The organism is Geodermatophilus sp. DF01-2 (genome assembly GCF_004571065.1).
Lineage (GTDB): Bacteria > Actinomycetota > Actinomycetes > Mycobacteriales > Geodermatophilaceae > Geodermatophilus.
The window spans coordinates 1-15481 of the sequence record NZ_SPQN01000093.1 but is presented as its reverse complement, the minus strand read 5'-3'; the positions used below and the strand labels follow the sequence as shown (position 1 = coordinate 15481).

The following is a 15481-nucleotide window of genomic DNA, read 5'->3' as shown; positions in this document are numbered from 1 at the left end:
CGGGCGTGGCCGGGCGCCCCCCGCCCGGCGATGGCCGACGCGCTGCTGCCCGAGCGGGCGCTGGACGGCGACCCGGTGGCCCGCGCGACCCTGCAGGAGCGGGTCGCGCTGCCGCTGCAGGCCGCCGGCGGGGAGGTGTTGGAGACGGTGCGCGCGGTGCTCGCCAGCGGGGGCAACCTGGAGGCCAGCGCCCGCGCGCTGTTCGTGCACCCGAACACCGTCCGGTACCGCCTCAGGCGGGCCACCGAGATCACCGGGGTGTCGGCCACCGACCCCCGCGGCGGCTGGACGGTGCAGGTCGCGCTGACCCTCGCCGCCCTCGACCAGGACCGCTCCCTCTGGCACTGAAGAAGGACCTCCTCGCCCCTGAGCCCGTCCCGAGGCTCCGGCCCCGTCCCGAGCCTGCGAGGGTCGGTCGGCCCCGCTCCGAGGCTCGCCGCGAGCTTGCGATCGGGGAGGGGGACGGGGCCCTTCGAGGGGTCCTTCTCCGAGCGGTAGGGGCAGGAGCATCCTTTCTCCGCAAGGGAGGCCACCCCGGCGGAACAGTGCGGTTCCCACCACGAGACTCGACGTTTGCTGCCGGGTAGACGCCTGCCGTTGTGGGAATCCTCCAAAGACCAGCGGTATGCTTTCGTACCGCTCCCCACCCACACGGCGCGGCCGTCCCTGGCACGGTGAGGGACGTGCTGGCCGTCCTCGCCCCCGGACAGGGTGCGCAGAAGCCCGGGATGCTGACCGACTGGCTCGAGCTCCCCGGCGCCGAGTCCTTCTTCCGCTGGGCCGGCGCGATCGCCGACGCCGATCTCCTCGCGCTGGGCACCACCGGCGACGCCGAGGCGATCAAGGACACCGCGGTGACCCAGCCGCTGGTGGTCGCGATGAGCCTGTTCGTCGCCCGTGAGCTCGGCGGCCTGCCCGGGCCGGTGGCGCACACGCCGCACACCGGCCGGGACGTCGTGATCACCGGGCACAGCGTCGGTGAGCTGACCGCGGCCGCGCTCGCCGGGGTGCTCAGCGTCGAGGCCGCGATCGCGCTGACCGCCGTTCGCGGCCGGGCGATGGCCGCCGCCTGCGCGCAGACGCCGACCGGGATGTCCGCCGTCCTCGGCGGCGACCCCGACGAGGTCGCCGCCGTGCTCGACGAGCACGGGCTGACCCCGGCGAACATGAACGGCGGCGGGCAGGTCGTCGCCGCCGGCCCGCTCGACGGCCTGGCCGCGCTCAAGGCCGACCCGCCGGCCAAGGCCCGGGTGATGCCGCTGTCGGTGGCCGGCGCCTTCCACACCGAGTACATGTCCTCCGCCCGCGCCGAGCTGGAGGGCCTGGTCGGCGGCCTGCGCCCGGCCGAGCCCAGCCGGCTGCTGCTCTCCAACGCCGACGGCGCCGCGGTGACCGCAGGCAGCGAGGTGCTCTCCCGCCTGGTCAGCCAGGTCACCAGCCCGGTCCGGTTCGACGCCTGCCTGGCCACCCTGCGCCAGCTCGGCGTCACCGCGGTCCTCGAGCTGCCGCCGGCCGGCGCCCTCGCCGGTCTGGCCAAGCGGGAGTGGAAGGGCGCCGACATCGAGCTGCTGGCGGTCGGCAGCCCGGCCGACCTCGACCGCGCCCGTCAGCTGATCGAGGCCGAGCGCGGCCGGCCCGAGCCCGATCACCTGCCCGACTGGCGGGTCGTCGTCTCTCCCGCGCGCGGGACGGTCAGCCCCGCCGACATCACCGAGGGCACCCACCTGCCGGCCGGCACCCCGCTGGGCTGCATCCGCAGCCGCCGGGAGGAGGTCAACGTCTCGGCCGGCTACGACGGCGTGCTCGCCGAGTGGCTGGTGCACGACGGCGACCTCGTCGACGCGGGCGACCCGATCGCGCGTCTCTACCCGGAGGTGCAGTCATGACCCGACTCCAGTTGACCGCTGGGGCCCCCGGCGCCCGCATCCTCGGTTTCGGGAGCTACCGGCCCCGTCGCCGGGTCACCAACCACGAGCTCGCCCAGGCCATGGAGACCAACGACGAGTGGATCCAGGCGCGGGTGGGCATCGCCGAGCGCCGCTGGGCCGAGCCGGACGAGACGCTGCTGGAGATGAGCGTCGCCGCCGGCGGCAAGGCCCTGGCCGCCAGCGGCCTCGACGCCTCCGAGGTCGACCTCGTCCTGCTCGCTTCGGCCAGCCTCCCCCGGCCGATCCCGGGCCTGGCGCCCGAGGTCGCCCATCGCCTGGGCGCTCAGCGGCCCGGTGCCTTCGACGTCAACGCCGGCTGCGCCGGCTGGTGCTACGCGCTCAGCGCCGCCGCCGACGCGATCCGCTGCGGCTCGGCCCGCAACGCCCTGGTGATCGGCGGCGAGCGGCTGACCGACTACACCGACCTGACCGACCGCTCGACCGCGGTGATCTTCGCCGACGGGGCCGGCGCCGCCGTCCTCGGCCCGTCGGAGACACCCGGCGTCGGACCGGTCGTGTGGGGCAGCGACGGCGACCAGGCCGAGGCGATCGCCATCCCCGAGGGCGAGAAGGCGATGAGCATGGCCGGCCAGGCGGTGTACCGCTGGGCCACCACCCGGCTCACCGAGACCCTCGCCGAGGCCATGCGGCGCGCCGGCGTCGGCCCGGACGACATCGACGTGTTCGCGCCGCACCAGGCCAACCTGCGGATCATCGAGTTGATGGCCAAGCGGCTGAAGCTGCCCGAGCGCACGGTCATCGCCCGCGACATCGTCCGGTCGGGCAACACGTCGTCGGCCTCCGTGCCCCTCGCCCTGTCGGCCCTGCTCGAGAGCGGCGAGGCCAGGAGCGGCGACACCGCCCTGCTCCTCGGCTACGGCGCGGGCCTGACGTTCGCCGGTCAGGTCGTCGTCCTGCCGTGAACGTGCTGCGATGAGCAGGCTCCACCAACCCCCGGCATCCCCGGGCCCCACGGCGGGTCCCCCCGCCCCATCCGAGAGAGAGGACCCCGCGTGAGCGAGGACATCCAGACCGGTCTGGCCGAGATCCTGGAGGAGGTCGCGGGCGTCGCGCCCGCCGATGCCACCCCGGAGAAGTCGTTCACCGAGGACCTCGACGTCGACTCGCTGTCGATGGTCGAGATCGCCACCGCGGTCGAGGACAAGTTCGGCGTCGCCATCCCCGACGACGAGCTCGGCAACATCAAGACCGTCGGCGACGCGATCAGCTACATCCAGAAGAACCGGGCCTGAGAAAGGACCCCGCTGCCCCCCGCCGCTCGCGAACTCGCAGCGGGGCCCTGCAGCGGGGCCATGTCCGCCACCCCCGGCCCCCCGGCCGCACGTTCCAGGAGGAACCCGTCATGAGCACGTCCGTCGGCGACGTCGTCGTCACCGGCCTCGGTGCCACCACGCCGCTCGGCAGCGACGTCGCCTCCACGTGGGACGCGCTGCTGGCCGGGCGGTCGGGGGTCAGCCGGATCACCGACGACTGGATCAAGGAGTTCCCGGCCCAGCTCGTTGCCCGGCTGGCCGCCGACCCGGCCGGGCAGCTCGACCGCGTCCGCGCCCGCCGGCTCGACCGCAGCCAGCAGGTGGCCGTGGTCGCCGCCGAGGAGGCCTGGCGCGACTCCGGGGCGGCCGACGCCGGCGTCGCGTCCGAGCGGGTCGCCGTCGTCTTCGGCACCGGCATCGGCGGGGCGCTGACCCTGCTCGGCCAGGACGACGTCCTCGAGGAGAAGGGGCCCAAGCGGGTCTCCCCCTTCACCATTCCGATGCTCATGCCCAACGGCCCGGCCGCCGCCGTCGGCCTGGCGGTCGGCGCCAAGGGCGGCGTGCACGCCCCGGTCAGCGCCTGCGCCTCGGGCGCCGAGGCGATCCGCTGGGGGCTGGACCTGCTGCGTTTCGACCGGGCCGACGTGGTGCTGGTCGGCGGCGCGGAGGCCTGCGTGCACCCGCTGCCGATGGCCGGCTTCGCCGCGATGCGGGCGATGAGCACCCGCAACGACGAGCCCGAGCGCGCCTCCCGCCCCTTCGACAAGGCACGCGACGGGTTCGTGCTGGGCGAGGGCGCCGCCGCGCTGGTGCTCGAGCGCGGCGATGCCGCGCGGGCCCGCGGGGCCCGGGTGCACGCCCGGTTGGCCGGCGCCGGCGGCACCGCCGACGGCTACGACCTGGTCGCCCCCCACCCCGAGGGCGAGGGCGCCGGACGGGCGATCGCCGCCGCCGTCCGCGACGCCGGGCTCAGCGCCGCCGACATCGGCCACGTCAACGCGCATGCCACGTCCACCCCGGTCGGCGACACGGCCGAGGCCGCGGCGATCCGCACCACGCTCGGCGAGCACGTGCTCGTGACCGCGACCAAGAGCCAGACCGGGCACCTGCTCGGCGCGGCCGGGGCGCTGGAGTCGATCTTCACCGTCCTGGCGTTGCGCGAGCAGCTCGTCCCCGCCACCGCCAACCTCGACGACCCGGACGACGACGCGGCCGTCCAGGCCCTCGACATCGTGCGTCGCGAGCCGCGGCGCACCCAGCTCACCGCCGCGGTCAACGACTCCTTCGGCTTCGGCGGCCACAACATCGCCCTGGTGTTCACCACCGCCTGAAAGAGGACCCCCGGAAGGACCCCACTGCCCCCCATCACTCGCAAGCTCGTGACGGGACCCTGCAGCAGGGCCGTCAGACCCTCGCAGAGCGGCTCCGGACGGGGCCACCAACACCCCGGAGGTACCCGTGACGACGGTGCAAGCCGCTCCCAGCCTGACCAGCCCCGATCCGCGCGACCCGGAGGACCGCCTGCAGCGGTTCTTCGACGCGGGTTCGATGTCGCTGCTGGCGCCCCGCGACACGTCCGGCGTCATGGCCGCCCGCGGCACGGTCTCGGGCACCCGGACGGTGGCCTTCTGCACCGACGCCACCGTCATGGGCGGCGCCATGGGCATCGACGGCTGCCGGCACATCGTCGATGCCATCGACACCGCGCTGCGCGAGCGGGTGCCCGTCGTCGGCATCTGGCACTCCGGCGGCGCCCGCCTGGCCGAGGGCGTCACCGCGCTGCACGCGGTCGGCGAGGTCTTCGAGGCGATGGTCCGCGCCTCGGGCCGGGTGCCGCAGGTCTCCGTCGTCCTCGGCCCGGCCGCCGGCGGTGCCGCCTACGGCCCCGCGCTGACCGACCTGGTGATCATGGGTCCGGCCGGCCGGGTCTTCGTCACCGGCCCGGACGTCGTCCGGTCGGTCACCGGCGAGAACGTCGACATGGAGAGCCTGGGCGGCCCGGACACCCACGGCCGCCGCAGCGGCGTCGTTCACGTGGTGACCGAGACGGAGCAGGCGGCGCTGGAGACGGCCCGGCAGGCGGTGGACCTGCTGGCCGCGCAGGGCGCCTTCGCCCCGGCCGAGGACGAGCGGGACGTCGACCTGCGGGCGCTGCTGCCCGAGCAGAGCAACCGTGCCTACGACGTCAAGCCGGTGGTGGCCGCCGTTCTCGACGGCCCGGCGCTGGAGCTGCACCCGCGCTGGGCACCGAACATCGTCACCACCCTCGGCCGGCTGGCCGGCCGCACCGTCGGGGTGATCGCCAACAATCCGCTGCGGCTGGGCGGCTGCCTGGACTCCGCCTCGGCGGAGAAGGCGGCCCGCTTCGTACGGATGTGCGACGCGTTCGGGGTCCCGCTGGTGGTGCTGGTCGACGTCCCCGGCTACCTGCCCGGCGTCGGCCAGGAGTGGGACGGCGTGGTGCGGCGGGGCGCCAAGCTGCTGCACGCCTTCGCCGAGGCGGTGGTGCCCCGGGTGACGCTGGTGACCCGCAAGTCCTACGGCGGGGCCTACATCGCGATGAACGCCCGCTCGCTCGGCGCGACGACCGTCTTCGCCTGGCCGGGTGCCGAGGTCGCGGTCATGGGTGCCAAGGCCGCCGTCGGCATCCTGCACCGCAAGAAGCTGGCCGCCGTCCCGCCCGGGGAGCGCGAGGCGCTGCACGCGCAGCTGGCCGAGGAGCACGAGCGGATCGCCGGCGGGGTGAACCGGGCGCTGGAGATCGGGGTCGTCGACGAGGTGGTCGAGCCGTCCCGGACCAAGCGGCGGCTGGTGGAGGCGCTCGCGGCGGCGCCGTCCGGCCGCGGGGCGCACGGCAACATCCCGCTGTAGGAGCGCACAGCGACGACCGGGGCCCGGCACCTGCAGGTGCCGGGCCCCGGTCGTCGGCGCTGTCCGGTCGTCCGGACGCCGCTTCCCCGACGACGTCCGGACGACCGGCCCCGAGCCTACGACGGGAGGGGCTGCGCCCGCGTCCCGTCGTGGTCGGATCGTGACAAAGTCGAAGACCCCGGCGCCCCCCATTACTCGTCGAAGGACCCCTCGAAGGACCCCGTCCCCCTCCTCGCTCGCAAGCTTGCGGCCAGCCTCGGGACGGGGCCGACCGACCCTCGCAGGCTCGCGGCGGGACCCGGGACGGGGCCGGGGCCCCTGCACCGGGGCCTAGACCACTTGGTGCAGCCAGGTGACCGGGCTGCCGTCGCCGGCGTGCCGGTAGACCTCGAGGTCGGCGTCCCACGCGGCGCCGAGCAGCTGGTCCACACCGTGCCGGAACGCCTCGATGGACGTCGCGGTGGCCGCGAGGGAGCGCAGCTGCTGCTCGCTCACCACGATGTCGCCGTTGGCGCTCGTGGGGGCGCGGAAGACACCGTGGCCGGGCACGTAGGACATGCGCTCACCGTCGTTGCCGTAGCTGGCCTCTTCGGTGACCTCGAAGCGCAGCATCGGCCACGCGCGCAGCGCGGCGACGAGCTTGGCGCCCGTCCCGGGAGCACCGGTCCAGGCGACCTCGGCACGGTAGGAACCGTGTGCCGCGGGCTGGTCGGCCCACGACAGGGAGACCGGCGCGCCGACGACGCGCTCGAGCGCCCACTCGACGTGCTGGCAGAGCGCCTTCGGGCACGCGTGCACGAAGACGACACCCTGGGTAGACCGTCGCTGCACGGGGTACCTCCATCGACTCGATCGGTCTCGCCTTCCCCAACGGACGATCGATTCGGTGACAGGCTGTGTTCGGCGGTTACGGACCAGGGGTCCCGGGGACAGTGTGCACGATGGTCACCCGATCGCGCCAGTGCGGACGGGACAGTTGAGCCGCATGTGACCGGCCGTCACGCCCGCCACCCCTCCGTGCTGGTCAGCGGGGCACATCGCGCGCCGAGCGACGTCATCTGCCGATCCACCGCCATCCCACAGGCCGTCCACAGGATCTCCCCCGCGCCGCCCACAGGAGCTCACCGGCGGAGCAGGCGGTGCCGAGGTCCGGTGACGGAGCGTAGCTAGGAGTGGTCGGGCGGACGGCGCCCTCGGCCGTGTCCAGGCCGGGTCAGCCCGCGACCGCGGTCACCCGGTTGCCGCCGGCGCCCTTGGACCGGTACATCGCCTGGTCGGCGCGGCCGAGGACGGCGTGCCCCTCGTCGCCCGGCCGGAGGGCGGTGACACCGACGCTCGCGGTGACCCCGAGGTCCGCGCCGACGCCGGCCACGGCGTCACGCACCCGGGCGGCGAGACCTTCCCCCTCCCCCGGGGTCGCCTCGGCCAGGACGGCGAACTCGTCACCACCCAGCCGGGCCACGGTGTCGGTCTCCCGGACGACGCCGCTCAGCGCAGCGGTGACCGAGCGCAGGACGGCGTCGCCGGCAGCGTGGCCGCCACGGTCGTTGACGCCCTTGAAGCCGTCGAGGTCGACCAGGCACACCACCCACGCCTCACCGGAGCCGGCCGCCCCCGCGGCGCGGTCGAGCCGGTCCAGGAAGGCGCGGCGGTTGAGGCAGCCGGTCAGCGGGTCGGTGGCGGCGAGCGCCTCGGAGGCGCGGAGCAGCAGCGTCTGCCGGTCGTGGGCCTCCCACTGGTTGGCCGAGGCCATCGCGCAGAGCACCGTGCAGGTGGCCATGACCGCCCCGATGAACGTCGCGGAGGAGTCCACGTCGGCACCGGCGACGCCGATGAGGTAGCTGCCGGTCATCACCGAGCCCATGGCGACGACGCCCCACGGCGGGTAGGCGATCGCCATGAAGGCGAGGGCCAGGAAGAGCAGCGCGAACATCGGGCTGGCCGCCCCGCCGTCCACCCGGGAGGCGACGGTGACCAGTCCGGTGACCGCGAGGCTCCAGCCGTAGAGCAGGAGGACGCCGCGGGGATCGCGCACCATCTTCGCCAGGGGCAGCAGGAGCAGCAGCGGGGACACGACGATCGCGACGCCGGCGAGGGCCAGCAGCGTTCCGGTGCGCACCGCCGAGCCCGGGGTCAGGAGCACGTATCCGCCCACGGCCACGGCGACGACCTCGGTGAGCGCGATGCCGAGGCGGACGTGGCGGACCCAGTAGGCGGCCCGGTCGTCGTCCGCGGCCAGCCGGCGGTAGAGGGCGGCGTGCAGCACGGCGCGCAGGCTGCGTCCGGGGCGGTGGCGTGCCCGGCGGCGGTCCCCACCCGCGCTGGCGTCCATGGAGCGACCATCGGCCTGTAGCCGCTACAGCTTGACGGTGACCTCACCCCCGGGAGTGGTCCCGACGCGCGAGACCGGGGAGGCGCCGGCCACGCCTGCCCCCGGCCGGGCGGGGGTAGGGGCTGCGCATGGCGGGAGACGAGACGACGGCCCGGCGCCAGGGCATGGCCGACGTCGGCCGGGACGAGGTCGGCCCGATGGTGCTCGGCGCCTGGGACGCCTTCCTCCAGCAGGCCGCCGCCGTCGACCTCGACCGGCCGACCCGGCTGCCCGGCTGGCGGGTGCACGAGGTCTGCGTGCACCTGGGCTGCTGGGACGACCATGCCGCCCTGCTCGACCTCGTCGCCTCCGCGCGGGCCGGTGGGGCGGGGACGCCGCCGGACGTCGACGCGACCAACGCGCGGGTGACCGCGGCGCACCGCGACGCCTCCCGGGAGGAGGTGCTGGCCGCGCTGCGCCGCAACCGCGACGCCACCGCCCACTACCTGGCCGACGAGCCGGTGGAGCTCGACACCGCGCCGGCGGTCGCCGTCGTCGGGCGACTGCCGCTGCTCAGCGTCGTCCTCGGTCAGGCCTACGAGCTGGCGGTGCACGGCCTGGACCTGGTGCCCTGTGGAGCGCCCCCTCCCCCGCGGGCGGTGCTGCAGGCCGGCCTGGCCGCCCTGGCGGACGTGACCGGCGCGCTGGCCGCCCGCGAGGGCGTCACCGGCGGGGCCACCCTGGCCACCCCGGACGGCGGCTGGGTCTTCGCCGCCGACGAGGCGGGCTGGACGGTGCGGCGGACCCCCGCCGGGAACGTCACCGGCACCGCGGTGGAGGCGCCGGCGGACCTGCTGCTCGAGGCCGCCTCGGGACGGGTCAACCCGGTCGTGGCACTGGCGCGGCGGCGGCTCCGCGTGCACGAGCTGGGGGGTCTGCTGGCCCTCGCGCCGATCGTGCAGGCCGCACCGGGCATCCCCGGCGGCCCGATCCTCCAGCTCGCCGCGCAGACCCTCGGCGGCGTGGGCGGTCTGCTCGGCCGGCTGCGCGGCCGGAGGTAGACACACGACTGCGGCCGCCGGGGAGTTCTCCGGCGGCCGCGTCGGTGTGGCCCCCCTGCAGTCGGAGGACCCCGGCCTCCTCACCCCTCGCAGGCTCGGGGCGCGCCTCTGGCCGGGGCCGGAGCAGGGGGGTCCTCTTCCAGGCGGTCAGCAGCCGCCGAGCGAGATGCCGCGCGACTGCAGCCACGGCATCGGGTTGACCCGGCTGGCGTAGAGCCCGCCCTGGTGCACCTCGAAGTGCAGGTGCGGCCCGGTGGACTGGCCCTTGTTGCCGACCTCGGCGATCTGGTCGCCGGCCCTGACGACCTGGCCGGCGCTCACGAAGAACTGGTTGACGTGGCCGTAGAGGGTGATCTGCCCGTCGCCGTGCTGCACGTACACGGCCTGGCCGAAGCCGCTGGCCGGGCCGGCCTGCAGGACGACGCCGTCCTCGGGCACGTAGATCGGAGTGCCGATGGGGGCGGCGATGTCGACGCCCTGGTGCATGGTCCCCCAGCGCGGGCCGTAGCAGGAGGTGACCCGGCCGGCGGTCGGCATGCCCGAGGTGCTGGACGCGCTGGCCAGCGTCTGCTGCTGCTCCTGCTGCTTCTGTCGGGCGCTCCAGGCGGCAGCTGCGTCGGCGGCACCCTGCGCGGCGAGCAGGCGTTCGCCGGCCTTGCGGAGCTCCTCCTCCAGGCGGGCCTTCTCCGCGGCGCGGGCGTCGTAGTCGGCCTGGGCCTGGGCGAGGTGGGCGTTGGCGGCCTTCTCGGCCTCGTCGGCCGCGCGGGCGAGCTCGTCGAGCCGGGCGACGGCGGCCTTGGCGGCGCGGTCGGTCTCCTCGACGCGGGCCTCGACGGCGAGGAACTCCTGCAGCCGCTCGGCGCGGTGGTCGCCGATGACCTCCATGGTGGCGGCCTGCTGCAGCAGCTCGGTCGGGCTCTGGGCGTCGAGGAGCAGCTCCATGTCCCCGTATCGGTCGTCGGCGCCCATGTAGGCCTCGCGGCCGAGGTCGGCGATGTCCTCCTCGGCCCCGGCCACATGGGCCTGGGCGGCGGCGAGCTCCGCGGCGGTCCGGTCGGCCTCGGCCTGACCGGCGGCGAGCTGCGCCCGGGCGACCAGGGCGGCGTCGGCGGCGGCCTCGGCCTCCACGGTCATCCGCTGGAGCTGCTCGTCGGCTGCCTTCACCTGGTCCTCGATGGCGGCGACCTGCTGGGCGAGTGAGGCCTGCTCGGCGGCCGCACTGGTCGGGGCGGCGCCGGCGACGACCGGGGTGCCGGCCAGGAGCCCGGCCACCGCGGCGGCGACGATGACGGCCCGGCGCGGAGCGCGCAGGCGGCTGCGGGGTGCCGTGGCGCAGCGGACCACGGTGTTCTGGCGGTGCAGGGTCGCCAAGGCGACTGTTCTCCCATCCTCGCGACCGCCTACCGAGTTAGCTGACGGGTTCGGGCCGGACGGCGCCCTACCCGCCTGCGCTTCCCCAACGCAGGCAGGACTCACCCCAATGGTTCGGTGGGTCCCCGGTCCGCCTCGGCCCCGGGTGGGACGTCGGCGGTTCGGCGGGGCCGTGCCGAGGCCCTCGGTTGTCGAGGAGCGTTGCCCGGCAAGGCCGTCGGGAAAGCTACACCGACTCCGGCCTCCCGGTCACGATCGAGTAACACGATCGTCGCGCCTCCTTGCCCTCGCGGACAGGACTGACTACGGCACGTCAGCGCCCGACTGCGGAGAGGTGACTGCCGGGGCGGGCGGGATTCCTGTGGCGACCTGCGCGGACACCCGCTCGTGTCTCTCCTCTCGGTGGGGTCGCTCACCGCCTCCTCGCGCGCGAGTGGTCACTGAGATGTCGCCCACATCCGCGGGCCTGGAGCCGCAGGTCGACCCGGCCAGGAGGGCCCGGCGCGCCGGTCGACCCCTCGGGCCGACCGGCGCGGTCAGGATCAGCGCCTACGGTCGTGGCAGGAGGCCCCGCGGCGAGTGCGCGGCCGGACGGCGGGAGGGTGCACGTGTCGGCCCGGAGGAAGGTGGCCGCTGCGGTCGGGGGCGTCGCAGTGGCCGGCGTCGCGGTGGCGCTGACGCAGTACGTGCCGCCGAACGAGCGCGGCGGGGGTGCCGTCGCCGCTCAGGACCTCGCCGGTTCCCTGGTCGGCGCCGGGGCGAGCAGCCAGCAGGCGGCCATGCAGGGGTGGACGGCGGGCTACTCGAGCGTGCAGCCCAGCGTGACCGTGAACTACGACCCGGTGGGGTCCGGTGGTGGCCGTGAGCAGTTCATCGCCGGAGGCATCGACTTCGCCGGCTCGGACGCGCCGCTCGACGAGGAGGAGCTCGCCGCCGCGCGAGAGCGCTGCGGCGGCGGGGAGGTCTTCGAGCTGCCGAACTACATCTCGCCGATCGCGGTGGTCTACAACCTCCCCGGGGTGGAGGAGCTGAACCTCTCTCCCGCGACGCTGGCCGGGATCTTCGCGCGGCAGATCATCACCTGGAACGACCCGGCGATCGCCGCCGACAACCCCGGCGTCGCCCTGCCCGACCTGCCGATCACCCCGGTGAACCGCTCCGACGAGTCGGGCACCACCGAGAACTTCACCGAGTACCTCGCCGCCGTCGCCCCCGAGGTCTGGACGTTCGAGCCCAGCGGCGAGTGGCCGGTGGCGGGCGGCGAGGCGGCCCAGGGCAACTCCGGGGTGGTGGCCGCCGTGGCCGGCGGCGAGGGGACGATCGGCTACGCCGACCTCTCGCAGGCCGGCGACCTGGGGGTGGCCCGCATCGGGGTGGGCGGGGAGTTCGTCGCCCCGACGCCGGAGGGCGCCGCGGCCGTGGTCGAGGGGTCCGAGCCCCTGCCGGGCCGCGGCCCGTACGACCTCGCCCTCGAGCTCGACCGGACCACCGCCGGGTCCGGCGAGTACCCGATCGTGCTGGTCAGCTACCACATCGGCTGCATCCAGTACGAGGACCAGCTCACCGCCGACCTGGTCGCGGACTTCATGGGCTACGTGGTCAGCGAGGAGGGGCAGGCGGCAGCCGCCGAGGTGGCCGGCTCCGCCCCCATCTCCGACGCCCTGCGGGAACAGGCCCGGACGGCCATCGACGCCATCGGCACCGTTTCCTGACGGCGGCCGCGAACGGGGCCCGGCGTCTGGCAGGCTGGAGCCCGTCGGGGCGGTAGCTCAGCCGGTCAGAGCATGGGACTCATAATCCCTGGGTCGTGGGTTCGAGCCCCACCCGCCCCACCGATATACGTGCAGGCCAGAGGGTCGCTGCTTGATCGCCGATCTTGATGATGAGGTCCCGTGCCCACACGGTGCCCACACTACGCACCGTGACGTCTTGTTACGGACGCCTCGTGGGCGAGATCCATGCGGTCAGCGAGGGCGCCGAGGTCGTCGTCGAAGAGCCCGGAGTACACGTCGAGGGTCATCGCTGCGGAGGCGTGACCGTGCCGCCGACCTTGGTGGCGCTCTCGGCGACGGTGAGCCGCCTGCGCAGGAAGTCGACCGTTCGTGGGACCTGCCCATGGCGGGGAGGGCGGATACCGCAGGTGAGTCACCGCTGCCGCCGCCGGGCCGGACTCCGTCACCGAACGTATGGCAGGGATGTGATGCTGGGCACGCGCACCCAACTGCGGTGCAGCCGCTGCTCGTACGCTGGCGTCGTTCATCCCGCCGAGCTGCTCAAGCGACTACGCAGTTGCTCCCGGTCGGCCACCGTCTGAGTGGACATTGCCCCTCCGGCGTCACGCCGTCCCCGTAGCCTGGTGTGTCGTTGTTCGGATTTCTCGCATCGACCAGACCCACACCCTTTGATCGAGAGGATGAGTGACATGTCGGGGGCAGACCCGTTTGAACATATGTATCAGTGTAAGGAGTGCGAGGGAGACGGCGGTGTGAATGTTCCGGATCCAGAAGATGAGACCATGGTTGTTAGCGGCGAATGCCCCACGTGCGGCGGGAGCGGCATCGTAAGCAGCGACAAGGGCGATGAGAAGTACGGATACATTCGCGTGGAGTACTGAACTCGCCGAAAGCGTTGCGAAGAACCATTACTCCGCCGCACCGGTGCGCAGAGCCGGTCGGTCAGCAGCAGCTCGGGGGAGTGCTCACGGCTGCTCCGGTGCGGTGTCCGTTGCGGCGTCCGGTCCCGGGGCTGTGTTCGCTGACGCCGCGTCGTCCGGCATCGCTTCCTCTGCGGCGTCCGTCGCCGTCGCCGCGTCCGGAGTCGCTTCCGCGTCCGCTGCCGTGCTGGGGGTGGACGCCGCCTCCAGCGCAGGTGCCGGGGATGCCGCCGGTGAGGGGTGCGCAGCCGCCTGCCCATAGGCCGTCACCGCCGCCCTGATCTTCGGTCCCAAGTAGAGGAAGTGCTGGTGCGCGCCGATCCGGTCGTAAACCTCCTGGGGCGCGTCCGCTTCCCGCAACATCGCGTAGACAGCCAGCCAGTAGAGCGATTCGGCCAGGTAGTGCTGCTGGACCGCCGGTCCGCGCGGCTCGCGTCCGAGGTGGTGGGCAATGTCGTTGCGATGCCAGGTAACTGCCTCCACCCACCACGTGACGTGGCCGGTCAGCTCCTTGAACGGTTCGCCAGCCAGGTCGACGCATCGCCGGAGACGCGCGGGCAGATCCTTGACGGTGATGCCCGTCTTCTCCCGGTCGAAGCCCTCCAGTGCGGCGGTGTAGTTGAGCAGCCGGTCGGACATGAACATGCCCTCACGGGCTCGGATGGCCATCGTCCGGCCGAGCGTGCTCCGGTACTGCTTGGCCGCGCGCATCCACTTCGTGATGCCTTCCATGCCACCCAGGTCATCGAACGTAAAGAACAGTTGGTGGTTCGCGATCTCGTCAGGCTTGGCAGCCCGGTCCCGGATGTTCCAGGTAGCGAACAGCTCGAACGGGAAGGGTTGATCCTTCGTGTTGTCGTCCGGGTCCAGCGTGCGCTTGAGGTCGGGGTGGTAGCCGAAGATGTGCTGGTACTCGGCATTGCGTCCGGTTGCGATGGACACCAAGTCCTGGAAGTCACTGGCGACATCGACCGCGTCGTCAACTGGCGTCAGGGCGGGGAAGTCGAGTCGAAGGCTGTACCCCTGAGAGAGGTGTCGCTCGGTGGAGCGTCTACCGCCGATGCCGATGTGGTGTCGAAGCGTGAGCGTGACGCCATCGTCCAGATTGGTGACCCGAGCGGGGCGCGCTTCGACGTTCAGCTCCCAGCGCTTGAGCCGTCCTGGCTCGTCGTCGTGGAAGACGTGCGTCTCCCCGATGTACTTCTCGATGGCCCAGTCGTTGAGGTAGGCCATGTTGACGGCGAAAGCGGTGACCTCTGCTGACTCACCTTCGCCCCACCAGAGTTCGGTGAACAGTCGGTTGACGAAGATCTGCTCCTCGGACCCCCGGCCGAATAGGTTGCCCTTGCTGTGCGTCTGGAAGGCGTCTTCCAGCGTGACGGCCTTGCCGTTCACCTCGCCGTAGATGCGGGGGTAGGAGCCTGAGCGCTCCTCCACCTCCGCCGTGTGCTCCATCATCACGCCGCCACCCTCGGTGGGCACGACCTCGGCGTACTCAGTCCAGTGGCTCAGCGCTCCGATCAGGGAAAGGTTGCCGCCCTTCTCGGAGTCGAAGGTGATAGTGCCGGGCACCTTCTTGTCTTCTCTGCCTGGCAGCCACCAGTGCCCCTGGCCCTCGTAGATCACAGTCATCTGCGCCCGCTCCGTCCTTGTCCCCGTGGTCGCACAGCCGTGAGAGCTGGCTCACAACGTCTACGCCAGCGCTGTGACTCTTTCCAACCCCGCGTCGGGTAGAGCGGCTGGACAGGGCAAGCAACCCACCTGCCTGATACGCAGGCTCCGGCGCGACGGCAAGTGAATCGTCCTGGGGCAGGTGAAGGGTCCAACCAGCAAGGAGACTGGACCTGTGTCTGCACCACGGAAGTTCGACTCGGAGACCCGGGACCGCGCGGTCCGCATGTACGCCGACCGGGTGCGTGACGGCGAGTCGAAGCTCGCTGCCCGGCGCAAGGTCGGCGAGTTGCTCGGCGTCAACCCGGCGACGCTGCGGAACTGGGTTGAGACGGCCGAGA

12 protein-coding genes, 1 tRNA gene, 1 pseudogene and 1 riboswitch are annotated in these 15481 nt (G+C 73.4%); of the genes and pseudogenes, 10 read left to right on the top strand and 4 right to left on the bottom strand.

The window, feature by feature from the left end:
• The 6 genes from E4P41_RS18720 to E4P41_RS18695 all read left to right on the top strand — a co-directional run.
• A partial coding sequence (locus E4P41_RS18720) for a helix-turn-helix domain-containing protein (protein WP_135142761.1) occupies positions 1 to 348 on the top strand: 348 nt, incomplete at its 5' end.
• A gap of 326 nt (positions 349 to 674) precedes the next feature.
• Positions 675 to 1886, top strand: coding sequence for an acyltransferase domain-containing protein (locus E4P41_RS18715; RefSeq protein ID WP_245177475.1), 1212 nt, complete (start codon positions 675 to 677; stop codon positions 1884 to 1886).
• Entirely contained in the window at positions 1883 to 2851 is a 969-nt protein-coding gene (locus E4P41_RS18710) for a beta-ketoacyl-ACP synthase III (protein WP_135142760.1), read from the top strand. The genes E4P41_RS18715 and E4P41_RS18710 overlap by 4 nt, the downstream gene beginning before the upstream one ends.
• A 90-nt stretch (positions 2852 to 2941) precedes the next feature.
• The gene (locus E4P41_RS18705; RefSeq protein WP_135142759.1) at positions 2942 to 3181 is read left to right on the top strand and encodes an acyl carrier protein; all 240 of its coding nucleotides are present in this window, start codon (positions 2942 to 2944) and stop codon (positions 3179 to 3181) included.
• Between the two features lie 110 nt (positions 3182 to 3291).
• A complete protein-coding gene (locus E4P41_RS18700) occupies positions 3292 to 4533 on the top strand; it encodes a beta-ketoacyl-[acyl-carrier-protein] synthase family protein (RefSeq protein ID WP_135142758.1) in 1242 nt (413 codons plus the stop codon).
• A gap of 127 nt (positions 4534 to 4660) precedes the next feature.
• Complete coding sequence (locus E4P41_RS18695; RefSeq protein ID WP_135142757.1) at positions 4661 to 6073, top strand: carboxyl transferase domain-containing protein; 1413 nt, start codon at positions 4661 to 4663, stop codon at positions 6071 to 6073.
• 330 nt (positions 6074 to 6403) lie between these two features.
• On the opposite strand, the gene E4P41_RS18690 is transcribed toward E4P41_RS18695, so the two are convergent.
• Together E4P41_RS18690 and E4P41_RS18685 are read right to left on the bottom strand one after the other, a co-directional pair.
• The gene (locus tag E4P41_RS18690) at positions 6404 to 6904 is read right to left on the bottom strand and encodes a DUF3145 domain-containing protein (protein ID WP_135142756.1); all 501 of its coding nucleotides are present in this window, start codon (positions 6902 to 6904) and stop codon (positions 6404 to 6406) included.
• A gap of 382 nt (positions 6905 to 7286) precedes the next feature.
• Entirely contained in the window at positions 7287 to 8405 is a 1119-nt protein-coding gene (locus tag E4P41_RS18685; protein WP_135142755.1) for a GGDEF domain-containing protein, read from the bottom strand.
• 128 nt (positions 8406 to 8533) lie between these two features.
• On the opposite strand from E4P41_RS18685, the gene E4P41_RS18680 reads away from it, so the two are divergent.
• A complete protein-coding gene (locus tag E4P41_RS18680) occupies positions 8534 to 9445 on the top strand; it encodes a maleylpyruvate isomerase N-terminal domain-containing protein (protein ID WP_135142754.1) in 912 nt (303 codons plus the stop codon).
• Between the two features lie 147 nt (positions 9446 to 9592).
• Here E4P41_RS18680 and E4P41_RS18675 read toward each other — a convergent pair whose 3' ends face one another.
• Positions 9593 to 10816 (bottom strand): M23 family metallopeptidase, encoded by a 1224-nt coding sequence (locus E4P41_RS18675; protein ID WP_135142753.1) that lies wholly within the window; start codon positions 10814 to 10816, stop codon positions 9593 to 9595.
• Between the two features lie 11 nt (positions 10817 to 10827).
• A riboswitch (cyclic di-AMP (ydaO/yuaA leader) is annotated at positions 10828 to 10993 on the bottom strand.
• A 431-nt stretch (positions 10994 to 11424) separates the two neighbouring features.
• Between E4P41_RS18675 and pstS the strand changes: the two genes are divergently transcribed.
• Together pstS and E4P41_RS18665 are read left to right on the top strand one after the other, a co-directional pair.
• Positions 11425 to 12528, top strand: coding sequence for a phosphate ABC transporter substrate-binding protein PstS (gene pstS, locus E4P41_RS18670; protein WP_135142752.1), 1104 nt, complete (start codon positions 11425 to 11427; stop codon positions 12526 to 12528).
• Between the two features lie 46 nt (positions 12529 to 12574).
• Positions 12575 to 12648: transfer RNA gene (locus E4P41_RS18665), tRNA-Ile, on the top strand.
• Between the two features lie 866 nt (positions 12649 to 13514).
• Here E4P41_RS18665 and E4P41_RS18660 read toward each other — a convergent pair.
• A complete protein-coding gene (locus tag E4P41_RS18660; protein WP_135142751.1) occupies positions 13515 to 15101 on the bottom strand; it encodes a hypothetical protein in 1587 nt (528 codons plus the stop codon).
• Positions 15102 to 15315: 214 nt separating this feature from the next.
• Between E4P41_RS18660 and E4P41_RS18655 the strand changes: the two are divergent.
• Positions 15316 to 15481 (top strand): annotated as a pseudogene (locus E4P41_RS18655) (IS3 family transposase); the annotation flags it as partial.